The 23,119-nt window shown below is 71.7% G+C and carries 25 protein-coding genes; 7 read left to right on the top strand and 18 right to left on the bottom strand.

What is annotated here, in order from left to right; translation table 11 throughout:
* Positions 1–34 precede the first annotated feature (34 nt).
* Positions 35–760 carry an SDR family oxidoreductase gene (locus SM418_RS11420; protein WP_371940626.1) on the top strand — a complete coding sequence of 242 codons (726 nt, stop codon included), beginning with the start codon at positions 35–37 and terminating at the stop codon, positions 758–760.
* A gap of 22 nt (positions 761–782) precedes the next feature.
* Here SM418_RS11420 and SM418_RS11415 read toward each other — a convergent pair whose 3' ends face one another.
* From SM418_RS11415 to SM418_RS11400, 4 genes are all read right to left on the bottom strand, one after another.
* Entirely contained in the window at positions 783–2,057 is a 1,275-nt protein-coding gene (locus SM418_RS11415) for a cytochrome P450 (RefSeq protein WP_371940627.1), read from the bottom strand.
* Position 2,058: 1 nt separating this feature from the next.
* Entirely contained in the window at positions 2,059–2,268 is a 210-nt protein-coding gene (locus tag SM418_RS11410; protein ID WP_371940628.1) for a ferredoxin, read from the bottom strand.
* Positions 2,269–2,344: 76 nt separating this feature from the next.
* Positions 2,345–2,896 carry a carboxymuconolactone decarboxylase family protein gene (locus SM418_RS11405; protein WP_371940629.1) on the bottom strand — a complete coding sequence of 184 codons (552 nt, stop codon included), beginning with the start codon at positions 2,894–2,896 and terminating at the stop codon, positions 2,345–2,347.
* An 85-nt stretch (positions 2,897–2,981) separates the two neighbouring features.
* Complete coding sequence (locus SM418_RS11400) at positions 2,982–3,761, bottom strand: IclR family transcriptional regulator (protein WP_371940630.1); 780 nt, start codon at positions 3,759–3,761, stop codon at positions 2,982–2,984.
* Positions 3,762–3,840: 79 nt separating this feature from the next.
* Between SM418_RS11400 and SM418_RS11395 the strand changes: the two genes are divergently transcribed.
* The 4 genes from SM418_RS11395 to SM418_RS11380 are packed head-to-tail and all read left to right on the top strand — an operon-like array spanning position 3,841 to position 7,182.
* On the top strand, positions 3,841–4,635 hold the full coding sequence (locus SM418_RS11395; protein ID WP_371940631.1) for an SDR family NAD(P)-dependent oxidoreductase: 795 nt from the start codon (positions 3,841–3,843) through the stop codon (positions 4,633–4,635).
* A gap of 8 nt (positions 4,636–4,643) precedes the next feature.
* Positions 4,644–5,432 (top strand): SDR family NAD(P)-dependent oxidoreductase, encoded by a 789-nt coding sequence (locus SM418_RS11390; RefSeq protein ID WP_371940632.1) that lies wholly within the window; start codon positions 4,644–4,646, stop codon positions 5,430–5,432.
* Positions 5,433–5,446: 14 nt separating this feature from the next.
* Complete coding sequence (locus tag SM418_RS11385; protein WP_371940633.1) at positions 5,447–6,316, top strand: fumarylacetoacetate hydrolase family protein; 870 nt, start codon at positions 5,447–5,449, stop codon at positions 6,314–6,316.
* Positions 6,313–7,182, top strand: coding sequence for a fumarylacetoacetate hydrolase family protein (locus tag SM418_RS11380; RefSeq protein ID WP_371940634.1), 870 nt, complete (start codon positions 6,313–6,315; stop codon positions 7,180–7,182). The genes SM418_RS11385 and SM418_RS11380 overlap by 4 nt, the downstream gene beginning before the upstream one ends.
* Positions 7,183–7,241: 59 nt before the next feature.
* Here SM418_RS11380 and SM418_RS11375 read toward each other — a convergent pair whose 3' ends face one another.
* Positions 7,242–7,652 (bottom strand): hypothetical protein, encoded by a 411-nt coding sequence (locus tag SM418_RS11375; RefSeq protein WP_371940635.1) that lies wholly within the window; start codon positions 7,650–7,652, stop codon positions 7,242–7,244.
* 215 nt (positions 7,653–7,867) lie between these two features.
* Here SM418_RS11375 and SM418_RS11370 point away from each other — a divergent pair, with 215 nt between their 5' ends.
* Positions 7,868–8,125 carry a hypothetical protein gene (locus tag SM418_RS11370; protein WP_371940636.1) on the top strand — a complete coding sequence of 86 codons (258 nt, stop codon included), beginning with the start codon at positions 7,868–7,870 and terminating at the stop codon, positions 8,123–8,125.
* On the opposite strand, the gene SM418_RS11365 is transcribed toward SM418_RS11370, so the two are convergent.
* The 8 genes from SM418_RS11365 to SM418_RS11330 all read right to left on the bottom strand — a co-directional run bounded on the left by SM418_RS11365 (position 8,103) and on the right by SM418_RS11330 (position 15,903).
* Positions 8,103–8,507, bottom strand: a complete 405-nt coding sequence (locus tag SM418_RS11365) for a PGPGW domain-containing protein (protein WP_371940637.1) — start codon at positions 8,505–8,507, stop codon at positions 8,103–8,105. The genes SM418_RS11370 and SM418_RS11365 overlap by 23 nt on opposite strands.
* 135 nt (positions 8,508–8,642) lie before the next feature.
* Complete coding sequence (locus SM418_RS11360; protein WP_371940638.1) at positions 8,643–9,353, bottom strand: hypothetical protein; 711 nt, start codon at positions 9,351–9,353, stop codon at positions 8,643–8,645.
* A gap of 93 nt (positions 9,354–9,446) precedes the next feature.
* On the bottom strand, positions 9,447–11,057 hold the full coding sequence (locus tag SM418_RS11355) for a monocarboxylic acid transporter (protein ID WP_371940639.1): 1,611 nt from the start codon (positions 11,055–11,057) through the stop codon (positions 9,447–9,449).
* Entirely contained in the window at positions 11,054–11,443 is a 390-nt protein-coding gene (locus tag SM418_RS11350) for a DUF485 domain-containing protein (RefSeq protein WP_371940640.1), read from the bottom strand. Before SM418_RS11350 ends, SM418_RS11355 begins: the two co-directional genes overlap by 4 nt.
* A 199-nt stretch (positions 11,444–11,642) precedes the next feature.
* Positions 11,643–13,373, bottom strand: coding sequence for a sodium/solute symporter (locus SM418_RS11345; RefSeq protein WP_371940641.1), 1,731 nt, complete (start codon positions 13,371–13,373; stop codon positions 11,643–11,645).
* Positions 13,370–13,738 (bottom strand): DUF485 domain-containing protein, encoded by a 369-nt coding sequence (locus SM418_RS11340; protein ID WP_371940642.1) that lies wholly within the window; start codon positions 13,736–13,738, stop codon positions 13,370–13,372. The genes SM418_RS11345 and SM418_RS11340 overlap by 4 nt, the downstream gene beginning before the upstream one ends.
* Before the next feature lie 98 nt (positions 13,739–13,836).
* A complete protein-coding gene (locus SM418_RS11335) occupies positions 13,837–14,601 on the bottom strand; it encodes a LytR/AlgR family response regulator transcription factor (protein WP_371940643.1) in 765 nt (254 codons plus the stop codon).
* A 108-nt stretch (positions 14,602–14,709) separates the two neighbouring features.
* Positions 14,710–15,903, bottom strand: a complete 1,194-nt coding sequence (locus tag SM418_RS11330) for a sensor histidine kinase (protein ID WP_371940644.1) — start codon at positions 15,901–15,903, stop codon at positions 14,710–14,712.
* A 177-nt stretch (positions 15,904–16,080) separates the two neighbouring features.
* On the opposite strand from SM418_RS11330, the gene SM418_RS11325 reads away from it, so the two are divergent.
* A complete protein-coding gene (locus SM418_RS11325; protein ID WP_371940645.1) occupies positions 16,081–17,409 on the top strand; it encodes a hypothetical protein in 1,329 nt (442 codons plus the stop codon).
* Between the two features lie 51 nt (positions 17,410–17,460).
* Here the strand turns inward: SM418_RS11325 and SM418_RS11320 are convergent, their stop codons facing one another.
* Genes SM418_RS11320 through SM418_RS11300 form a run of 5 tightly spaced genes read right to left on the bottom strand, consistent with a single transcriptional unit; the run spans position 17,461 to position 23,105 of the window.
* The gene (locus SM418_RS11320; protein ID WP_371940646.1) at positions 17,461–18,537 is read right to left on the bottom strand and encodes an acyl-CoA dehydrogenase family protein; all 1,077 of its coding nucleotides are present in this window, start codon (positions 18,535–18,537) and stop codon (positions 17,461–17,463) included.
* On the bottom strand, positions 18,528–19,481 hold the full coding sequence (locus tag SM418_RS11315) for a VOC family protein (protein ID WP_371940647.1): 954 nt from the start codon (positions 19,479–19,481) through the stop codon (positions 18,528–18,530). Before SM418_RS11315 ends, SM418_RS11320 begins: the two co-directional genes overlap by 10 nt.
* Positions 19,482–19,489: 8 nt before the next feature.
* Positions 19,490–20,248, bottom strand: coding sequence for an enoyl-CoA hydratase/isomerase family protein (locus SM418_RS11310; RefSeq protein WP_371940648.1), 759 nt, complete (start codon positions 20,246–20,248; stop codon positions 19,490–19,492).
* A 38-nt stretch (positions 20,249–20,286) separates the two neighbouring features.
* Positions 20,287–21,519 carry an acyl-CoA dehydrogenase family protein gene (locus tag SM418_RS11305; RefSeq protein WP_371940649.1) on the bottom strand — a complete coding sequence of 411 codons (1,233 nt, stop codon included), beginning with the start codon at positions 21,517–21,519 and terminating at the stop codon, positions 20,287–20,289.
* The gene (locus SM418_RS11300) at positions 21,516–23,105 is read right to left on the bottom strand and encodes an AMP-binding protein (RefSeq protein WP_371940650.1); all 1,590 of its coding nucleotides are present in this window, start codon (positions 23,103–23,105) and stop codon (positions 21,516–21,518) included. Before SM418_RS11300 ends, SM418_RS11305 begins: the two co-directional genes overlap by 4 nt.
* Between the last annotated feature and the right edge of the window lie 14 nt (positions 23,106–23,119).

The raw sequence follows: 23,119 nt of genomic DNA, 5'->3' as shown, positions 1-23,119 counted from the left end.
GAGTCCCCGGCCCGGGGCCGCACAGGATGCAGACATGAGCGAACAGACGATCGCGCTGGTCACCGGCGCGAACAAGGGAATCGGGTACGAGATCGCGGCCGGGCTGGGCGCGCTCGGCTGGTGCGTCGGCGTCGGAGCCCGGGACGAGGAGCGCCGGGAAGCCGCCGTCGAGAAGCTGCGCGCGGACGGTGTCGATGCTTTCGGAGTCCCCCTCGACGTGACCGACGATGCGAGCGTGGAGGCCGCCGCCGCGCTGATCGAGGAGCGGGCCGGGCGCCTCGACGTCCTCGTCAATAACGCGGCCGTGACCGGCGGCGTGCCGCAGGAGCCGACCAGGGTCGCCCTGGAGACCGTGCGGACGGTCGTGGAGACCAACGTGATCGGCGTCATCCGCGTCACCAACGCGATGCTGCCGCTGCTGCGCCGCTCGGCATCGCCCCGGATCGTGAACATGTCCAGCGGCGTCGGATCCCTCGCCCGGCAGGGCGTCCCCGGCGCCGAGACCGGCCCGATCTCCGCCGCGTACGCGCCGTCCAAGACGTTCCTCAACGCGGTCACCGTCCAGTACGCCAAGGAGCTGGGCGACACCGGCATCCTGATCAACGCCGGATGCCCCGGCTACTGCGCGACCGACCTCAACGGGTTCCGCGGCGTCCGCACACCGCAGCAGGGCGCGGCGATCGCGATCCGGCTCGCCGGCCTCCCGGACGGCGGCCCGACCGGCGGCTTCTTCGAGGACGCCGGAGTGGTGCCCTGGTAGCCGTGGCGCGCTGGTAGCGGGACTAACCGATGCGGACGGGGAGGGCGCGCGGGCCGCGCACCTGCCCGGCCGCCCACGTCACCGCCGACGGGTCGTCCAGGGCGAAGACCGGGATTCGTTCGAGCCAGACCTCCAGGGCCACCCGCAGTTCCATCCGGGCCAGGTGCGAGCCGACGCAGCGGTGGACGCCGAGGCCGAAGGCGGCGTGCCGGTTGACCTCGCGGTCGATGGCGACCTCGTCCGCCCGGTCGAACTGCGCCGGGTCGCGGTTGGCGGCCGGGAACGACAGCAGCACCCAGTCGTCGGCCTTCATGTCGACGCCGCGCCAGTGCATGTCCTCCTTCACCATCCGCGCCATCGTGACCGGCGCGTAGGCGCGGAGGAACTCCTCCATCGCGGTCGGCAGCAGCGACGGGTCGGCGACGAGGCGCTCCCGGTCGGCCGGGCACTTCGCCAGGTGCCACAGCGACGCGCCGATCGCGCTCCAGGTGGTGTCGACTCCGGCGATCAGGAGGAGCGCCATCGTCCCGGAGACGTGGGACGGCTCGAGCTTGCGCCCGTACAGCTCCGCGTCGATCAGGTAGGTGGTGAGGTCGTCGCGCGGGTTCGCGACATGGTCGCGGATCTGTTCGAGGAGGTAGGCGAACAGCCTGTCCATCCGGGCGATGCGCTCGTCCGGCGGCAGGTTGACGCCTTCGAGGGTGTTCTCGACGAACTCGCGGAACCGCGGGCCGTCCTCGGGCGGGAAGCCCAGCATGTCGGCGATGACCCGCATCGGGATGTGCTGCGCGTAGTCGTGGGCGGCGTCCACGACGTCCCGTCCCTCGAACGAGTCGACGAGCGCGTGGCAGAACGCCCTGGTCCCCGCCTCCAGCTTCTGGACGGCGGACTTCTTGAACGCCGGCAGCAGCAGCTTGCGCGCGTCGCGGTGGAACGGCGGGTCGGACGAGATCGGCGGCGTGACGCCCACCGGCGCGACCTCGCGCGGCGGCCGGAAGTTGCTCATGACGACCGAGCGGGAGGTGAAGCGGTCGGTGTCGTAGGCGATGGCCGCGACGTCCTCGTAGCGGGTCGGAAGCCAGCCGCCGCCGAACCGCTCGGTCCGCGCGACCGGGCAGCGCCGCCGCAGCTCGTCCTGGATCGGGTACGGGTCGGCGGCCCATTCCGGTTCCAGGTGGGAGAAGTCGGTCGCCCAGTCGGAGACCGGGCCCGTGACGACCTCGCTGCGCGTGCCGAGCGGGCGGTCGGCCCGCTCGGCCCGCACGTACTCCTCGTCGAAGCGGCCGTCGGCGGCCATGTCACGCCTCCCTGAGGACGTCGATGACGTCGATCGCCCGTTCCGGGCAGTTCTGCACCGCGAGGCGGGCGTCGCGCTCCCGGCCTTCGGGCACGACGCCGTCGCCGAGGACCGTCCCGTAGCCCTCGTCGTCCTCGCCGAACAGGTCGGGCGCCAGGTCGTAGCAGCGTCCGTGCCCCTGGCACCGTGCTGAGTCGATCTTCACCTTCATGGCGTTCCTCCCCCTGCCAGCCGTTCTAGACGACCGGCCACCCGATGGGCAATACCCCCCGGCGGCACGCTGGGACTCAGACGCGGAAGGCGCGCATCTGGAGGGCGAGGGTGGAGTAGTAGCCGACGAGGGTGGTCAGCTCGAAGACGGTTTCGCGGTCCAGGGGCGGGACGCAGGACGCCCATGTCCCGTCGTCCACGTCGCCGCCGGCGAGGGCCCGGGCGAGGCGCAGGACGGCGGCCTCGTGCGGGTCGTCCAGTTCGAGGGGGGCCTGGGCGGCGATGGCCGCGAGCTCCGCCTCGGTGAGGCCGGCCGACCGGCCGACGGCCTCGTGGGCGGTGCGCTCAAACTCGCTGTCCCAGGCGGCGGCCACGACGAGGATCGCCATCTCGCGGGCCCGTCCGCTGAGGGAGCCCTCGTAGCGGATGGCGGCGCCGAGGCGTTGCAGGGCGTCCCCCAGCGCGGGCCGCAGCAGGAACTCGTTGAAGGGGCCGAGCAGCGTGCCCGACTCCGAGACCAGGTCGAACAGCCGCGGCCCCTTGGCGCGCGGCCCTTCGGTGATCGACGTGTAGACGGCCAGACGGTCGCCGTCGAGCTCTCCGGGCGTGAATGCGTGCTGCCTCGTCATCGCGGCTCCTGTCCTCGCGGTCATCGGGTCCTCGCGGTCATCGCGTCCTCGTGGTCATCGCGCACTCAGGTCAACGTGCACAGGGTCAGCGCGTCCTGAGTCTGGTGCTGATGTCGTCGGCGGTCTCGCGCAGCCGGTCGAGGATCTCGCCGTGCAGGTCGGCCTCGGATCGGCGCATCGCGGACACGGCCACGTTCACCGCGGCGGCCGGAGCGTCGTCCGCCCCGAACACCGGTACCGAGACCGACCGCAGTCCCTGCGCGAGTTCCTGGTCCTGGACGGCGTAGCCGTTGCGGCGGATCTCGTCCAACTGGGCGCGTAGTTCGGTGACGTCCGAGACGGCGTTAGGCCCGGCGCCAGGGGTGAGGGACGCTTCGGTGATGCGGCGGTCCAGGTCGTCCTGCGGCAGGTAGGCGAGCAGGAGCTTGCCCATGGACGTGTAGGGCGCGGGCAGCGTCGAGCCCACGTGCACGTTGGCCGTGACCAGGTCGGCATTGCGCAGCCGGGCGAGGTAGAGGACGCGGTCCTCGACCAGGACGCCGAGGTTGACCGTCTCCCCCGTCGCCTCCGCCAGCAGCCGCAGCGGACGGTCGCTGAGCTGCACCAGGCTCGACCCCCGCATCGCCGCCGAGCCGAGCGTCAGCACCTTGACCCCGGGCTGGACGGACCCGTCCTGCCGCCGCTCCAGATAGCCGAGGTCCTCCAGCGTGGCGACGATCCGGAACGCCGTCGGCATCGGGATGCCGGTCAGGGCGGCGATGTCGCTGGTGCGCAGGGACAGCGTCGGCCCGTCGAACAGGCTCAGCACCTGCAGCCCCTTCGCGAGCGCCGCGATGTGGTACCGCGACCGGCCGCTTGACGTCATGATCCCCGCAACCAGTACTCTTGGTTGATAAAAGTAGCTTTCACTAAATGAAAGTACCTGCGAAGGCGAGGAACCGCAAGTGGCTGACGGGTCACCGACGACTCACGCGTCCCAGGACACGGCGACCGACTGGCTGGGCCTGCGCGGCGCACGGGTGCTCGTCCTCGGCGCGGGCGGGATCGGCGCGGAGTGCGTCCGCGGCTATCTCGGCGCCGGGGCCGCCGTCACGGTCGTCGACCGCGACGCCGCGCGGCTCGACGCCCTGCCCGCGGGCCCGGACGGGACGAGCCCGCACCCCCTGTCCGCCGACCTGACCGAGCCGGGCGCGGGCGCCGCCGCCGTCCGGCGGGCGGTGGAGATCATGGGCGGGCTCGACGTGCTGCTCCACTGCGTCGGCGTCAACGACCGCCGGCCCATCCTGGAGTTCACCGAGGCCGAATGGGACTCGATGCTCCGCACCAACCTGTCCACCGCGTTCGGCGCGGCGCAGGAGGCCGGGCGGCACATGGTGGCGGCGGGCGGCGGGCGCATCGTCTTCCTGTCGTCGGTGTCCGGGCATCTCGCGCACAAGAAGCACGGCCCCTACGCCGCGTCCAAGGGCGGCATGAACCAGATGATGCGGGTCATGGCCGCCGAGTGGGCCTGCCACGGCGTCACCGTGAACGCGGTCGCGCCCGGCTACGTCGAGACGCCGCTGACCGCCGAGTACCTCGCGCGGCCCGGCGTCCGCGATGATCTGGTGCGCCTGGTCCCGGCCGGGCGGCTGGGCACGGCGGCCGAGGTCGTCGGCCCGATCCTGTTCCTTTCCTCGCCGCAGGCGTCGTTCATGACCGGGCACGTCATGTACGTCGACGGCGGCCGCACGCTGGTCTAGGAGAACTCATGAGCACGGAACAGAAGATCTTCCCGCGGTTCGCCGGCAAGACGGTGCTGGTCACCGGGGCCGGCACCGGGTTCGGCGCCGAGATCGCCGTCCGCGCGGCGCAGGAGGGAGCGCGGGTCGGCGTCCACTACAACAGCTCGAAGCAGGGCGCGGAGCGGACGGCCGAGCGCGTCCGCGAGGCCGGTGCCGAGGCGTTCGTCGTGCAGGCCGACATCTCGTCCTGGGAGGCGATCCGCGGGCTCGCCGACGAGGTGTTCGAGCAGGCGGGCACGCTGGACGTCCTGGTGAACAACGTCGGGGACGTGGCGACCGAGCAGATGTCGTGGCGCGAGCTGACGCAGGAGTCCCTCGACCGCGTCATCGACGTGGACGTCAAGGGCACGCTCCTGATGACCCACGAGTTCGGCTCCCGGATGCTGGAGCAGGGCCACGGCGCGATCGTGAACATCGGCTCCACCGTGGTCGTGCGCGGTAGCGCGCGGGCTCCGCAGTACGCCGCCGCCAAGTACGGGCTGCTCGGCATCACCAAGTCGTACGCGGCGGCGTTCGCGCCGTCCGTCCGCGTCAACACGTTCGCCCCGGGCTTCATGGAGACCGGCGCCACGCTGGAACGCGAGGACTGGAAGTCGGGCCGCCGCGAGAAGCTCATCGCACAGACCCCGATGGGCACGATCCCGCCGCCCGAGGTGGTCGCGGGCACCGCCCTTTTCCTCGCCACCGAGGACGCGTCCCACATCACGGGCGCCTACATGCTCGCCGACGGCGGGTTCAACATGGTCGGGGCCTGAGAGGAGACCGCCGAATGAAACTGATCACTTTTGACGAGGGCCGGGTCGGGCGGCTGGACGGCGACGACGTCATCGAGCTGGACGTCCCGTCCACGCGGGCGTTCTTCGAGCGCGGCGGGACCGCCGCCGAGACCGGGGAGCGGCTGAAGCTGGCGGACGTCCGGCTCCGCGCCCCCATCCGGCCGAAGAAGTTCTTCCACACGGCCGGCAACTTCGCCGACCACCACGAGGAGCTGCAGGCGGTCAACTGGTCGCATCCGGTGCACAAGGGCATCGTGTTCTTCCAGAACGTGGACGCGATCATCGGCCCGGACGACCCGATCGTCTATCCGGAGCACCTCACCCGGGAGCTGGACTACGAGCTCGAGCTGGCCGTCGTCATCGGCAAGCCCGGCAAGTTCTTCGGGCCCGAGGAGGCGCTGGAGCACATCGCCGGGTTCACGGTGTTCAACGACATCACGGCCCGCGACATCCAGCGCCGCGAGATGGAGTCCGGCGTGTTCTCGTTCAGCAAGGCGATCGAGACGTTCTGCCCGATCGGGCCGTGGATCGTCACCGCCGACGAGATCGACGACATGCAGGACCTCGCGATGCAGTTGCGGGTGAACGGGGACGTGCGGCAGACCGGGCACACCAAGCAGATGCGGGTGTCGATCCCGCACCTGGTCGCCTACCACTCGCCGCAGACCTACAGCGCGGGCGACATCATCACGACGGGCACCGTCTCGGGCGTCGCGGCCGTCCAGCCGAACCCGTTCGACTTCTACCTTCGTCCCGGGGACGTCGTGGAGGCCGAGATCGAGGGCATCGGGACGCTGCGCAACCCGGTGGTCTCCTGGCAGGACGCGCACGGCGAGCCCGCGCCGGACAAGGTCGACTGGTGAGGCTCGCCAACCTGCGCGGACGCCTCGTCGTCGTCGCCGGGGCCATGGCGGTGGACGTCGCCGAGGCCAGCGAAGGCCGCTTCTCCGCCGATCCGCAGGCCGTCTTCGCCGAGTGGGACGCGTTCCGCGCCTGGAGCGCTTCGCTCGACTGGAGCGCGTCGCTCGCCCTGGCGCGGGGCAAGCCGTTCGCGGTCGAGGAGCTGGGGCCGCCCGTGCCCCGCCCGCCCCAGGTGTTCGCGATCGGCATCAACTACGCGGCGCACGCGAGCGAGGCCGGATACCCGCCGGAGTCGGCGCCCGTGACGTTCACCAAGTTCCCCGGCTGCCTGGCCGGGCCGGTCTGCGAGGTCGAGCTGCCGTCCGGCACCGTGGACTGGGAGGTCGAGATGGTGGTCGCGGTGTCCCGGGACACCGTCCGCGTCCGGCGGGAGGACGCCTGGGACCACGTCGCGGGCATCACGCTCGGCCAGGACCTCTCCGAACGGACGTCGCAGCTCGCCGGGGCCAAGCCGCAGTTCAGCCTGGCCAAGTCGTTCCCGAACTTCGGCCCGACCGGCCCCTGGCTGGTCACGCCGGACGAGTTCGACGACCCGTCCGACCTGGCCATCTCGTGCGCCCTGTCCGGCGAGACGGTGCAGAGCGCGCGCACCTCGGCGATGATCTACGACGTTCCCGAGCTGCTCGTCCGGCTGTCGCGGGTGTGCCGCCTGTTCCCGGGCGACCTCGTCTTCACCGGGACGCCGTCGGGGGTCGGCAACGCCCGCTCGCCGAAGCGCTTCATCCGTCCGGGCGAGGAGCTGGTCAGCGAACTGGAGGGGGTCGGCCGCCTCACCCAGCGTTTCGTCGCCGCGACTGCGGACGGGTGACGGAGCCGGCCGTCGTCCACGCGGGCGCCCAGTACGCGTGACATGCGGCGAACCGGGTCTCACCCCACGGGGGCGCCGGTGGAACGCGATTCCACCGGCTCCCTCCGGCCGACGGTGAAGAAGCCGATCAGTGCGGCGATGGCGGCGACGGCCTCCCCGGCGAAGCTGATCGTCTTGTCGCCGTACCACTGCGGGTCGTACATGCGCGGGATCGGCCCGAGCTGCCCGAAGTCGACGAAGTAGTACAGCAGCACGGCGCCGGCGGCGCTCGCCGCGACGACGAACGCGATCGCGTAGGTCCATTTGCGCGCCCACACCAGCACCAGGACGGCGGCCACGGCCGCCGCGACGGCCTGGGCGCGGAAGAGGTCGTCGCCGGGGATGACGTCGCCCGGGGTGTTCGGCCCGGGGGCCATGTCCGGCGCGAACTGCCAGTGCACGATGGCGTCGGCCGCGAGTCCGGCGGCCACGAGAATACGAAGAACGATGCCCATACCCATTGCACGGCGACGCCCGGGCCACGGATCAAAGGGGCCGCGTCTTTTCGCGAGACCCGTGGCGGACGCGCTGAGGCGCCGGCGCGCCGCCCCGGAGATCAGGCCCCCCGGAAGCCCGTCACGGCGGGCGCGTACCTGAACGCGAGCGGAGTGTCCGTCCTCGCCGACTACGACTGCTACTACTGCCGGTGCTGCGGTCCGCCCTGAAGGCGGTCGCCTGGGACGGCCCCAATCTGGCCGTCACCGGGACGGTCGTGATCCGGGACGTGGACGAGGGCTCCCCGGTCGTCCACCTGATCGCGGACAATGACGGCGTCCGCCACCGCATCCCGTGCGCGACCGGCCCGGGCGACTTGACCCACGACGGCAGGGCCACCGCGTTCACCGCGGCGGGCCGCCGGCGTCTCGTCCGGCCGCCCGGCTTCACTTCGCTTTCCCCGCCTTGACCCTCCGGTGGCTCCAGTACAACAGCCCGAAGAGGATGAACCCGGACAGTATGAGACCCGAGCCCGTGCTCCACCCCGAGAACGGCAGCTCCTCCACCAGCCCCCACGCGACCCCCGCCCCGATCAGGGCCAGCCCCGTCAGGATCGAACCCGTCAGCCTCCACCACGACCGCACGCTCTCCTCGGCCGCCTGGATCGCCCGGTCCCGGACCGGCTCGACGTAGCGGTCCACGGCCGGGAACTCGCGCGCGAGGATGAGCAGCCCGGCCAGCACCAGCAGCATCCCGGGACCGGGCAGGATCAGCAACGCGATGCCCGCCAGCAGCACCAGCCCCCCGGCGAGCAGCACCATGCCGCGCTTAGCAGACTTCCCGTACCCCATCGCACCTCCTGCCGGACGGGGCCCGGACCGTCCCCCGCCGAAGTCACCGTGCACCTCCAACGGTAGATCTTGTGCACGGCACTCCATCAAACCCCATCCCCGCCAGCGGAAAGGACTCCCACCCGGGGAGCGGCGTCAGCCGAGCACCGGCGGCACCGTTCCCGGATTCTCGTTCGCCGGGGGCTGGTAGATGCCCGTCGGCATGACCGGCGGAGGACGCGAGGCGGGCGGGCCCGGGGCCGGCGCCGGGCCCGGCGGGGGAAGCATCGGGGCGGAGGGGGACGCGTCGGGCGGCTCGATCCCGCCGAAGGGGAGATCGAAGGCCCAGGACCGCGGATACAGGCCGATGACGTCCCGGTAGTGGCTGGTGATCGAGTGGAAGACCGAGCTGAAGTGCGGCGCCGCATGCCGGCCCGCCGAAAGGTCGCCGGACGGCATCGCCACCAGGCTCTCGCCGAGGAACCGGCTCACCCGCGCCTCCAGGCCCGACACCCGCTCGCCGAAGGCGGCCAGGCTTCCGGTCGTGGCATCGATCTGCTGGAGTTTCGCCTGCGCCAGCGGAGAGGCCCGATCCGACCAGGCGCCCGCGAGGACGTCCGCCTGCCGGAACAGGAATCCGCGCAGTTCTTCGAGGCTCTGCGTCATGACCGCGATCTGGCGGGCGGTCTCACCGTGGAAGTTCCAGGGATGCCGGGCCTTGAGCGCGTTCAGCCACTCGGCCACTCGCGCCGCCGGATGGAACTCGGCGAACTCCATCACCAGCGGCGCGTACGGCATCGGCAGCTCGCCGTGAACGCCGCGCGCCGGATCGACCACCGGCAGCGGCCGCGGCGGCGTGTCGTACACCGGGTCGGTACGCGACCAGCTCGAACCGGGCGAGCGCCGGTTGTATCCCCAGACGTTGAACGGGGCCGGGCGAGGGTCGCCCGCGCGGCGGGTCTAGTCCTTCGCGGCCGGTTCGGCGCCCGCGCCCGTCAGGGAGCGGACCTCGATCTCGGCGTACTTGGCCGCGTTGAACTCCTTGCTGACGATGGTTCCGAGGAACCCGCACAGGAAGCCGATCGGGATGGACAGCAGGCCCGGATTGCTGAGCGGGAACCAGCTCCAGTCGTGGTCGGTGAACAGCGCCTTCTCGTCGCCGGACACGACCGGCGAGAACGCGACCAGGAAGATCGCCGAGCCGAGGCCGCCGTAGATGGCGGAGACGGCGCCGGTGGTGTTGAACCGCTTCCAGAACAGGCTGTAGAGGATCGCGGGCAGGTTCCCGGACGCGGCGACCGCGAACGCGAGGGCGACGAGGAACGCGACGTTGAGGCGCTGCGCGTAGATGCCGAGGACGATGGAGACGGCCCCGATCACCAGCGCGGAGATGCGCGCGACGCGGACCTCGTCCCGCTCGGTGGCCTTGCCCTTGCGGAACACGTGCGCGTACAGGTCGTGGGAGAAGGACGAGGACGAGGCGAGGGTGAGGCCCGCCACGACCGCGAGGATCGTCGCGAACGCGACGGCGGCGATCACCGCGAGGAGGATCGTGCCGCCCGCGGAGCCGAAGACGATCTCGCCGATGCGCTCGGCGAGCTGCGGCGCCGCCGTGTTGCCGGCCGCGTTGACCTCGGCGATCTCCTTGGAGCCGACGAGCGCGGCGGCGCCGAAGCCGAGCACCAGGGTGAACAGGTAGAAGACCCCGATGAGCCCGATGCCCCACATGACGGACTTGCGGGCGTCGCGGGCGGTCGGGACGGTGTAGAAGCGGATCAGGATGTGCGGCAGACCGGCGGTGCCGAGCACGAGCGCGAGGCCGAGGCTGATCAGGTCGAGCTTGCCGGTGAGGCCGGAGTCCTCGGTGGCGTAGCGGAGGCCGGGCTCCAGGAACGCGTCGCCCTTGCCGCTCTGGGCGGCGGCGTCGTCCAGCAGCGAGGAGAGGTTGAAGCCGAACTTGCCGAGCACCAGCACCGTGATGAGGGCCGCGCCGGTCATCAGCAGGACGGCCTTGACGATCTGCACCCAGGTGGTGCCCTTCATCCCGCCGAACACCACGTACACGATCATCAGGACGCCGACGAGCGCGATCGTCGCGCCCTTCGCGAAGTCGCTGGTGAAGCCGAACAGCAGCGAGACGAGCGCGCCCGCGCCGACCATCTGCGCCAGCAGGTAGAAGATCGACACGACGATGGTGGAGACGCCGGCGGCGGTGCGCACGGGGCGCGGGCTCATCCGGAACGCCAGCACGTCCGCCATCGTGAACCGGCCGGAGTTCCGCAGCAGCTCGGCGACCAGCAGCAGCGCGACGAGCCAGGCGACGAGGAACCCGATCGAGTAGAGGAACCCGTCGTAGCCGTACAGCGCGATGAGCCCGGCGATCCCGAGGAAGGACGCGGCGGACATGTAGTCCCCGCCGATCGCGAGGCCGTTCTGCGCGCCGGAGAACGAGCGTCCGCCGGCGTAGAAGTCGGTGGCGTTCTTGGTGTTGCGGCTCGCCCACACGGTGATCGCGAGGGTGGCGGCCACGAACACCAGGAACAGGGTGATGGACAGGGTCTCGTCGCTCATCGGGCGTCCTCCGCGGTCTCGGCGGTCCCGGTCGTCCCGGCGGTCTCCGCGGCGTGCGTCCCTTCGGCCTCGATGTCGCCGCGCACCTTGTCGGCGAGCGGGTCGAGGCGGCGTCCGGCGTGCCGCGAGTACAGGTACGCGATGGCGAACGTGGACACGAACTGCAGCAGCCCGAAGACGAGGGCGACGTTGATGGAGCCGACCAGCTCGGTGCCCATGAAGCCGCGCGCCCATCCGGACAGGACGACGTAGAGCAGGTACCAGCTGAGGAACGCGGCGGTCATGGGGAATGCGAATCGGCGGAATCTGAGGCGGAGTTCCTGGAACTCCGCGCTGCCCTGGAACCGTTCGTACACGGTGCCGGTGGCGCTCTTATCGACGGACACGACCGCTCCTCCTCTGTTGTGACGCCAATCACGCGCCACCGTAAAGAGCCAGCTGGGAGGGAACGAGGGTTCGACGCGAAGCCTGCGGCAAGGTGCCGCTCATCATCGACGGGATGCGGAACCCGTCGACGAACGGTCGCTCTGGCGCGATGAACGGTCGCCTCCTCGCGGCACCCGCCACAACACCCAGGGGGTCGCGTCACACCCGGCGGGGCCGCCAGGTGCCCCGGTCGACGTCCAGGGACTCGGGGGTGTGCAGGCGCACCATCATGCGGGCGACGCCCGGCGGCACCCGCCGCTGCGTGCACAGCGACACGGCGATCATGACGGTGAAGGCGATCGGGACCGTCCAGGCGGCGGGCTGGGCGAGCAGCGCGCCCGCGAGCCCGGACGGCGGCCCCGCCGCGATCGTCACGATGACGGCGGTGCCCGCGAGCAGGCCGCCGGTGACGAGCCCGGCGAGCGCGCCCGGGACGGTGAGCCGCCGCCACCAGACGCCGAGGACGAGCAGCGGGCAGAACGTGGACGCGGCGACGGCGAAGGCGAGCCCCACCACGTCCGCGACGGCGAGGGAGCGCGCGGCGATCGCCAGCGCGAGCGGCACCACGAGCGCGAGCAGCGTCCCGACGCGGAACGACCGGACCCCGCCGCGCAGGATGTCCTGCGCCAGCACCCCGGCGACGGACACGGTGATGCCGGACGACGTCGACAGGAACGCCGCGACCGCGCCCCCGGTCACCAGCGCGCCGAGGAGGTCGCCGCCGAGCCCGCCGATCAGCCGTCCGGGCAGGGTGAGGACGACGGCGTCCGCCCGGCCGGTCATCAGCAGCTCGGGGGTGTAGAGGCGGCCGAGCACCCCGTACAGCGCGGGAAGCAGGTAGAACGCGCCGAGCAGCGACAGGACCATCACGGTCGTGCGGCGCGCGGCCCGCCCGTCGGGGTTGGTGTAGAAGCGGACGAGGACGTGCGGGAGCCCCATCGTCCCGAGGAACGTGGCGAGGATCAGCGAGTACGTCGCGTACAGGGAATGGTCGCGCCCGTCGAGCGGCATCGCCCATTCCCGGTCCGTGGTGACGGGACGTCCGCTGACGTGCGGGACGTCGGCGCCGGCCGGGAAGGTGACGGACGTGTCCTGCTCGATGCGGTGCGGCCCCGGGCCCAGGGTCAGCGGGACGCCCGCGTAGCGGCGCCCGTCGACATGCCCGTCCACGACGACCTGGAGCGGCGTGGTGACGTTCACCGTGACCGCGACGCCGACCGCGACGGTCGTGCGGTCGGCGAAGCGCGGCGGGACGTCCGACGACAGGCCGGGCGCGCCGTCGCCCCGCCACGCCAGCAGCAGGAACACCAGCGGGACGGCGAGGGCGGTCAGCTTCATCCAGTACTGGAACGCCTGGACGAGGGTGACGCTGCGCATGCCGCCGCCGAGCACGTTGGCGGCGACGACGACCGCGACGAGGACGCCGCCCGTCCACACCGGGAGGCCCGCCACCGTCCGCAGCACCAGCCCGGCGCTCTGGAACTGCGGCAGCAGGTAGAGCCAGCTGATCAGCACGACGAGGACGCTGGCGGCGCGGCGCACCGCCATCGACTCCAGCCGCGCCTCGGCGAAGTCGGGCAGCGTGTAGGCCCCGGAGCGGCGCAGCGGCGCCGACACCAGGACGAGCAGGACCAGGTACCCGCCCGTCCAGCCGACCGGAAGCCACAGCATGTCGGCGCCGTACGCCAGGACCAGCCCGGCGATGCCGAGGAACGAGGCCGCCGACAGGTACTCGCCGCCGATCGCGGACGCGTTCCGCAGCGGCGTCACCGCCCGGGACGCCACGTAGAAGTCGGACGTGGTGCGGGAGATCCGCACCCCGAGCACGCCGATGAGCACGGTGGCGGCGACGACCAGCAGGACGCCCGCCAGCCCGTAGGCGGCGTTCACGGCCGGTCCCCGGTGGGCTGGTCGGCGCGGTCGACGAGGTCGGCGAAGTCGTCCTCGTTGCGTTCGGCCTGCCGGACGTACCACCAGCCGCAGACGACGAACCACGGGTAGATCAGCCCGCCGAGCACCACCCACGGCAGCGGCAGGCCGAGCACCCTCTGCTCGCGCGCGTCGGGGACCAGCGCGAACAGCATGGGCAGCCCGATCACCACGACGGCGAGCACGAGGCACAGCCGGGCCGCGAGCCGCAGCTGGGCGCGCACCAGCGAGCGCATGTACGCCTCCCCGAGCCCGGTCTGCTCGTCGATCTCCCGGGTCACCGGATAGCGGGGGCGCCGGACGGTCCGGGTCCGCGGCCCGGTCACCCGCGTCCGGCCGGGCGCGATCCCCCGCCGCCCTTCTCCAGGACGCCGCTCTTCCCCAGGACGCCGCCCTTCTCCGGGGCGCCGCTCTTGCGCGGCGCTCAGCTGGACCGCCTCGCTCTGCGGACGAGCAGGTCGCGCAGCTCCCGCACGTGCCTGCGGGCGACCGGCAGCTCGGTGTCGCCGACGACGATCGTGCAGCGTCCCGAGTCCAGCCGCAGCTCCCTGATCGCCGACAGCGCCACCAGGTGGCTGCGGTGCACCCGGACGAACCCGGCGCCGCTCCATCGCTCGCTGAGCGAGTTCAGCGGGATGCGCACCAGATGGCTGCCGCCGGACGTGTGCAGCCGCGCGTAGTCGCCCTGCGCCTCGACGTAGCGCACCTCGGCGGGGGTGACGAACCGGGTCACTCCGCCCAGCTCGACGGGCATCGGCTCGGGTTCGGCGGGGGCCGGGACGTCGGCGGCGTCCGCCCAGCCGGTCTCCTCGGCGGCCTCGGTCACCCGCGTGATCGCCAGGCCGAGCCGCTCCGGCCGCACCGGCTTGAGGAGGTAGTCGGTCGCCTTGATCTCGAACGCGTCGACGGCGTGCCCCTCGTAGGCGGTGACGAAGACGATCTGCGGCGCGCGGGCGAACTGGGCGAGGACGCGGCCGAGCACGGTGCCGTCCAGGCCGGGCATCCGGATGTCGAGGAAGACGGCGGCGATGGGACGTCCGTCGGCGAGGGCCCGATCGAGCTTGCGCAGCGCGGCGGCGCCGTCCCGGGCCGTCTGGATCTCGCCGATCCGCGGGTCGGCGCCCAGCAGGTGGACGAGGTCGTCCAGCGCGGGCGGCTCGTCGTCCACCGCAAGGACACGCAGGCCCACCGCTTCGTCCCTTCCCGCGACGTTCGCCACATTCCAGTAGGCCCGCGGCGGCCAGTCAAGAGGCCGTGATGCCGGGGCCGCCCCTCCAGGACGCGCACGGCACGCCTATCAAGAGGCCGTGACGCCCGGACGGTACTTGGGGACGCGCACGATCACCTTCGTCCCGGCGCCCGGTCCGGTCTCCACGGCGATGCCGTACTCGTCCCCGTACACCTGGCGGAGCCGGTCGTCGACGTTGGCGAGCCCGATCCCGGCCTCGTCCGTCCCGCCGGACGGTGTGCGCCGCTCTCCCGCGAGCAGCCGCCGGACTTCCTCTGGGTCCATGCCGATCCCGTCGTCCTCCACGCTGATCACGCAGTCGGACCCGGCGTCCTCCGCCACGATCGTGATGAGTCCGGGCTCCGACCTGTCCTGGAGCCCGTGCCGGACGGCGTTCTCCACGAGCGGCTGCAGGCACAGGAACGGGACGGCCACCGGGAGCACCTCGGGCGCGATCCGCAGCGTCACCCGCAGTTCCTCGCCGAACCGGGCGCGCTGCAACAGCAGGTACCGGTCGATCGAGCGCAGTTCCTCGGCGAGCGTCGTGAAGTCGCCGTGCCGCCGGAACGAGTAGCGCGTGAAACCGGCGAACTCCAGCAGCAGCTCCCGCGCCCGCTCCGGGTCGGACCGGACGAACGACGCGATCGTGGTCAGCGAGTTGTAGATGAAGTGGGGCGAGATCTGCGCCCGCAGCGCCCGCATCTCCGCCTCCATCAGCAGGGCCCGCGAGTGGTCGAGCTCGGCGAGTTCGAGCTGGGCGTCCACCCACTGCGCGACCTCCTCGGCGGCGCGGATCAGCCCGGCGGGGACGTCCTCCCCGTACGCGGCGAGCGTCCCGATGACCCGGTCGCCCGTGGCGAGCGGGACGACCACGACCCGCCGGATGGGGCAGTCGATCAGGTCGCAGGGCACGTCGTGCACCTGGGTGCGCCCGTTCCCCAGCGTGACCTCGGCGTGCGCCAGGCCGTCCGCGGCGTGGTGGTCGTGCTCGCCGTCCCAGGCCAGCAGCCGCTCGCCGTCGGTGATCGCCAGCGCGGGGCAGTCGAGCAGCGCGCGCAGGTGCCGCGCGGCCTTCTGCGCGCCCTGCCCGGTCAGCCCGCCGCGGAACGCGGGCGCCGCGCGGGACGCGGTGTGCAGCATCTCGAACGTCGCCCGCCGCGCGGGGCCGCCGAGGTCACCGGCGCGTCCGCGCCGCCGCCACCACAGCAGCGCCGGAACCCAGGTCAGCAGCAGCGTCGCGACGACGGCAACGACCACGTCCATCCCGCAAACCTATGCCGCCCGCGGTACGGAAAGTGAAGCTGATCACTTTCCGCCGGGATCCGTTATGGAACAAATGCGGCATTCATGGCATCTTGTTCGGGCCGACATAGTCGATCTCGGCCGGAGGTCCCGCCGCTCCCCAGCTTCACCGGCCGGGCCCGGCCGTGGGGAGTGCGCATGCGCCACCGTCGAAGTCTGGTTTCCCTCGCAGCCCTGTCCCTCGCCTTCCCACTGGTCGCCGCGCTGCAGGCCCCGGCGTCCGCGGACGAGCTGTCCCTGTCCAACTTCCAGCTCCGCCCGAACTCCTACGGCACCGATCTCCAAGACCGCGCCGACGCCCTCCCGCTGGTGAAGGGCACCGTCACCGGCATCATGAACGACCTCAACCGGCAGAACACAACGACGCCGGTCGCCGTGGGCGCGAGCTGCAACGGCGCCGCCTTCCAGCCGGGAAGTCACGTCGACGTCGAACGGAGCATCTGCTTCACCGGCGGCGACAACGGCGACGATGGTGACAACGGCACCCCCGACTGGTATCCGCAGGGCGTCACCACGGTGGCGGACATGCAGTCCGACCGCGTGTGGGGCGACGGCTACCAGCCGGTCCTGGTCAGCTGGTACGACCACAACGACAACGCCGACGGGATGGTCAAGGGCCTCCGCATCAGCTTCATCAACCCGTACACCGGCGCCTACCGGCACGTCCTGCTGGTGTATCCGCGGGCCGACGGCGACTACGACACGATCCGGGTGTCGGAGGACCCCGCCGACACGGAATACAACAAGGCGCTGCACGGCGGCGGCATCCTCTGGTACGGCAACTACCTGTTCGTCGCCGACACCGCGCGCGGGTTCCGGATGTTCGACATGCGCCGCATATACGACCTGGGCGCGTCCGAGAACGGGACGACGAGCGGCGCGGACATGGTCGGCCTGCACGGCGACACCTACTACGGCTACGGCTACCGCTACGTCATGCCGCAGGTCGGCTCCTGGACGCGGACCGCCGCCACGGGGACGACGTGCAGCTCCTCCGACCAGGCGCCGAACTTCTCCTACGTCTCGCTCGACCGCAGCGGCACCGACCACCTCATCTCCGGCGAGTACTGCGCCGGTGGCGAGGAGGCCAACGGACGGGTCGCCGCTTGGCCCATCGCCGGCGCGTTCGACGCCGGCAACAACCTGATCATGGACACCGCCTACCGGTGGAACGCCGATGTGGCGCACAAGCTGCCGGAGAGCAACGTCCAGGGCGCGACCCGTTTCAACGGACGCTGGTACCTCAGCCGCAGCCACGACCAGGAGGCCGGGACGCTCTACACCACCGAGCCGGCGACGTCGTCCACCGTCACGCTGCAGATCGCGGATCAGCAGGATCTGGGCATCGGCCCGGAGGACCTGTCGCACTGGCAGGGCGGCGCCGCGTCCAGCCCGACGCTCGGCACGATCTGGACCGTCGGCGAGCACCCCGGCAAGCGAATGGTCTACTCCGTCATCCCCCAATAGCCACCCGATAACGCCTGGCCGGGGGGCGGCCCCGGCCAGGCGCCCTCGGTGTCAGTGCGGGTCGAGGTCGTCGGCGAGGGTGTCGAAGTGGTGGTCGGCGTCGCCGTAGGCCAGGGACGCGGTCATGGCATGTTCGGAGAACAGGTGCAGGTCGTGCTCCTGGGTGAAGCCGATCGCGCCGTGTACCTGGTGGCCTAGCGCGCACACCCGTTCGTACGCTTCGCTCACCCATGCCTTGGCCATCGCCACTTCCTGCGCCGCCTCCCTGTCGGCCGACAGCAGCCAGATGGCCTCGTAGGCGATGAACCGGGAGCCGAGCACGTCGATCGCCATGTTCGCGCAGTGGTGCTGGACGGCCTGGAAAGACCCGATGGCGCGGCCGAACTGCTCGCGTTCCGTCGCGTACTCGACCGTCATGTCCAGGACACGTTGGGCCGCACCCACCATCTCCGCGCAGGTCGCGGCGGCGCCGAACAGCGTGATCGAGTTGGCCGCGTCCACTCCGAGAGCATCCTCGGTGCGGACGTCGTCCAGCTCGACGTGGCACGGACGGTCGGCGCCGATCGTGCCGAGCGGCTGGAGCACGACGTCCGGGACGTCCACCCAGAAGGCGTGCGGCTCACCGTCGAGCCGCGCCACCACCAGGATGTTCTCGGCCGAGGCCGCGTACGGGACGAACGTCGCGGTCCCGTTGAGGACGAAGGCATCGCCGTCCCGTGACGCCACCGGCCCCTCCCCCGGACGGTCCCAGGGCAGCGGTGCCGCGGTCACCACGCGGCCGTCAGCGATCGCGGTCAGCCACCGCTCCTTCTGCGCGGACGTCCCGAACCGCGCCACCGGCATCCCGCAGCAGGCCACCGACGCCAGCAGCGGGCTCGGGGCCTGCGCGTATCCCAGTTGCTCGAACAGCAGGCACACGTCCAGGAACTCGCCGCCCACACCGCCGTGCTCCTCGGGGAAGGCGAGGCCGGTCCAGCCGAGTCCGACCATCTCCTTCCAGAGCGCGGCCGAGTAGCCGGCCGGGTCGCCGTCCATCGCCCGCGCCCCGGCGGTCGCGGCCCGCGACGCCAGGACCTCCCGGGCGGTGGAGGCGATCATCTCCTGGTCCTCGGTGAGGCTCAGGTCCATGGCGGCGGCACCTTGTCGGAGCGGACCCACACGCCCGGCCGTTCCTCCCAGAACAGCTGGACGAGGACGCCGCCGGTGTGCTTCGGGTGGATGAACGTGTGCTTCCAGGCGGCGCCGTCGGTGCTGCCTTCCTCGTCGTCGAAGGTCGGCGTTTCGTGGTGCTCGCAGGCGGCCATGGCCGCGTCCCAGTCGTCCACCTCGAAGGTGACGTGGTGGGCGCCGGGGCCGCCCTTGTCGAGGAACCGCTCGATGAACGAGTCCTCGCCGCGCGGCATGATCACTTCCCAGCAGATCGACGAGCCGGGGATGTTCAGCACGAGGTCGGCCATGTCGGGATGCTCGTCGTCGGCCGTCCGCCACACCTGCACGAAGCCCGCCAGCTCGTGGTACCAGCGGGCGAGCGCGTCGCGGTCGGGGAACGCCTGGCAGATGTGGTCGAGCGCCACGATGCCGAGGGACGGCCCGTCCGGCGAACCGGTCCCGGCCGCCGGGGCCGACGCCGCCGACGCCGCGGAGTCGCCGCACATGTCCAGGTCGCCGGGCCCGCGGAGGCGGAACAGCACGCCGGGGCCGTGCTCGGGCGGGCTGAGCGACGCCTCCAGCCAGTGTCCGCGCGCCCCGTCGGTCGGTTTGATGCCGCGCACTTCGAGTTCCGCCTGGACGGCTTCGAGGTCGGGCACTTCGGCGCCGACGTGGTGCAGCCCGGGACGTCCGCCGTGCTCGTCCAGCCAGGTCCGCAGGGACGAGCCGTCGCCGGCCGGCGCGAGGACCTCCCACGCCTGCCCCCGGCTGCCGGGGATCTCCAGTCGGGCGCCGCGCACGCCCTCCCCCGGGTTGTCCCAGCTCCGGACGCGCCGGAACCCGAACAGCCCCTCCAGCAGCGCGACCTGAGCGTCGAGGTCGGCGGTCACCTGCGCGACATGATCGATGCGGTAGATCTGCACGGGTCCTCCTAGCTGGGATGCGGCTCGATCCAGTCGTAGCCGTAGGTGACGAGTTCCTTGACGAGCCGCAGGTTGTAGCGGTTCATCGCGGCGATGCGCTCGGCCAGCTCGCCGATCCGCTTGTCGAACTCGTCCGCCGGGTAGACGTCGTTGACCAGACCCACCTGGAGCGCTCGTTCCGCGTCGATGCGGGCGCCGGTGAACAGCAACTCCTTGGCGCGGGCCTTGCCGATGCGCTCGGGCAGCCGCTTCACGCCGCCCCAGCCGGGCGCCGACCCGCCGAACTCGGGCTGGTCGGGGTCGCCGTCCTCGGTCATCTTCGGCCGGTACGGCGGACGCGCCGACAGCGTGATCTCGACGAGCCCCATCTTCGCGTTGTCGGAGGCGATGATGAAGTCGGCCGCGAGCGCCAGCTCCAGGCCGCCGCCCACCGCGTAGCCGTGCACGGCCGCGATCACCGGCACCGACAGCCGCTCCATCATCGCGAACGTCTTCTCGCCGAGCCGGCCCTGCTCGATGCGCTCGCGCGGGGTCAGCTTCTCCGACCACGACAGGTCCATCCCGGCGCAGAACGCGCGCTCCCCGGCGCCGCGCAGCACCACGACGCACACGTCCTCGTCGTCGTCCACGCGGGTGAAGATGTCGCGCAGCTCCGTCATCGTCGTGGGCGTCAGGGCGTTGAGCTTGTCCGGCCGGTTCAGCGTCAGCCAGGCGACCCGCTCCTCGATCCGCAGGTCGACGGTCTCGTAGCCGTTCTCGTCGGGCATAGGTCGCTCTCCTCCTGGTGGTGAGGCCGGTGAAGTGGTCAGGTGCGGGGCAGGTTCAGGCCCCGGGTGGCGATGACGTTGCGCTGGATCTCGGTGGTGCCGCCCAGGAAGGTGGACGCCACCGAGTCCCGGCGCATGTGGGTGAACGCGGCGTTCAGGGGAGCGCCCTCCCGCTCCCAGAGCGCGGCGGCCCGGCCGAACGCGCGGGCGCCGGTGCGGGCGAGCCGCTGGTGCAGCTCCGCGCCGAACAGCTGGTTGATGGACGCCTCGAAGTCGGGTTCGTCCCCCGCCGCCTGCCGCGACACGGTGTAGCGGGCAAGGTTGTAGAGGACGCGGATCTCGGTCCGCCGGCGCGCGATCTCCTGCCGCAGCGCCGGGGTGTCGCGCGCGAAGCGCCGCCCGTCCGGCGAGCGCAGGTACGCGACCAGTTCGGCGAGCGCCTGCTCGTACTTGATCGTGGCGCCGATCCCGGCCCGCTCGAAGCCGAGCGCGGACATCGCCACGTACCAGCCGCGGTTCTCCTCGCCGACCCGGTTCTCCACCGGCACCCGGACGCCCTCGAAGAAGATCTCGCAGAACGGCGCGGAGCCCCGGATGTCGGTGATGGGACGGATCGTCACGCCGGGCGCGTCCGCCTCGATGAGCAGGAACGTGATGCCGCGGTGAGGTTTCTCGGCGTCGGGGTCGGTGCGGACCAGGACGAACAGCCAGTCGGCGTACTGGCCGAGGGACGTCCACACCTTCTGGCCGTCCACCACGTAGTCGTCGCCGTCGCGGACGGCGCGCGTCCGCAGCGAGGCCAGATCGGAGCCCGAGCCCGGTTCGGAGAAGCCCTGCGCCCAGGTCGCCCGGCCCGTCGCGATCGGCGGCAGGTGCCGGGCCTTCTGCTCGTCGGTGCCGTGCACCAGCAGCGTCGGGCCGAGGAGGAACGCGCCGATGCCGTTCACGGTCGGCACCCGCGCCCGCATCATCTCCTCGTGCAGGACGAACTCCTCCAGCGGCGACAGCCCGGCGCCGCCGTACTCCACCGGCCAGTGCGGGGCGATCCAGCCGCGCCCGGCCAGCGCCGCCGCCCACGCCCGCGCCCCCTCGCGCCGTCCCGGATCGTCCGCGACCCGGTCGACGGGCCAGTTGTAGCCGGCGACGTCCTCGGGTTCGAGGCTCTGCTCCTCCTCCCCCGCCGGACGGTACGAGGCGGGGAACTCGTCCCTGATGAAGGCCCGCACCTCCTCGCGGAAGGCCGCCTGCTCTGGCGTGTCGTCCCAGTTCACGGTGCGTCCGCCTCCCGGTCCCAGGTCGTCTCGGTGATCCCGGCCTCGCCCTGTGCCCGCAGCTTGTACTTGGCGACCTTGTCGGTCGGCGTGCGCGGCAGGGCGTCCACGAACTCGACGTAGCGCGGGATCATGGAACGCGGCAGCCGCTCCTCGCAGTAGGCGACGAGCTCCCCCGGGTCGAGCCCGGTGTCGGGTTGCACGACGATCGACACCTTGATGTCCTCGTCCTCCAGCTCCGAGGGCACGCCGATCGCGGCGCACTCCAGCACCGCCGGATGCCGGTTGATCTCGGTCTCCAGGTCGAAGGCCGAGATGTTCTCCCCTCGCCGGCGGATCGCGTCCTTCATCCGATCGAGAAAGTAGAAGTACCCGTCGTCGTCACGCCATACCCGGTCACCGGTGTGGAACCACATGTTCCGGAAGCAGCGGGTCGTCGCCTCCCAGTTGCCGTAGTAGCCGGTCGTGAGGACGAACGGCTGCTTCGGCCGCAGCACCAGCTCCCCCGGTTCCCCCGGCCCGAGCTCCCGGTCGTGCTCGTCCACGACCGCGACCTGGAACCGCTCGTCGTGCGCCTGCCCGCACGAGCCGACCCGCCATTCGCCGTACGGGCTGCCGGTCGCGATGCCCGCCTCGGTGCTGGTGTAGGTCTCGACCGACCGGACGCCGAACCGCTCCCGCATCGGCTCGTCCAGGTTGGACTTGCCCATGTAGAAGGTCTCCAGCCGGTGGTCGCGGTCCCGCGACGTCGGCGGCCGGTTCAGCAGAATCGGGATCATCGAGAACACGCTCATGCAGACCCGGGCGTCGAAGCGGCGCACGTCGTCCCAGAACCTGGACGCGCTGAACCGTTCGACGAGCGCGATCGAGCCGCCGCCGAGCAGGGCCGAGAGCATGCCGTCCCAGAGCGCGGCGGCGTGGAAGAGCGGCAGCGGGCAGTAGATCGTCTTGCCCCACCGGTCGAGGAAGTCGAGCGAGTCGTACGCGCAGGTCAGCGCCAGCGCATGGGGGACCATGGCGCCCTTGGACGGCCCGGTCGTCCCGGACGTGTACATGATCGCCTGCATGTCCCCGAAGCCGACCCGCACGTCGACCGTGCCGCCCTCGTCCGGCAGGGCGTTCAGCTCTCGCGCGGGCCTGCCGAGCCGGTCGAGCAGCACCCCGGCCGCGGCGGCGTCGCGCACGAGGACACCGCGGAGCCTCGGCAGCCGCCCGGCGACCTCGACGATCCTTTCCGCGTACGGGCCGTCGATGATGAGCCACCCGGAGTCGGAACTTTCCAGGACGTGCCGGAGCAGTTCCCCCTTGTACGCGATGTTGATCGGGACGGCGACCGCGCCGAGCCGCGCCAGCGCGAACACGAGATGGACGAAGTCGGCGCAGTTGGGCAGCATCAGGCCCACATGGTCACCGCGTCCGATACCGGCGCCGGACAGGGCGCGCGCCAGCCGGTCGGCGGCGTCGTCCACCTCGCCGTAGGTGACCTCGCCGTCGCGGAACTTGAGAAACGTCTGCCTTCGGTGAACCTGCGCCTGTGACCGGAGGACGTCCCCGAGGACGAAGCTCTCCAGCGTCTCCTTGCGCATCCGGACCCTCCGCT

This window comes from Actinomadura chokoriensis (genome assembly GCF_041463665.1).
Lineage (GTDB): Bacteria > Actinomycetota > Actinomycetes > Streptosporangiales > Streptosporangiaceae > Spirillospora > Spirillospora chokoriensis_A.
Note: the sequence above shows the minus strand (reverse complement) of the source record. Positions and strands in the feature narration are given on the sequence as shown.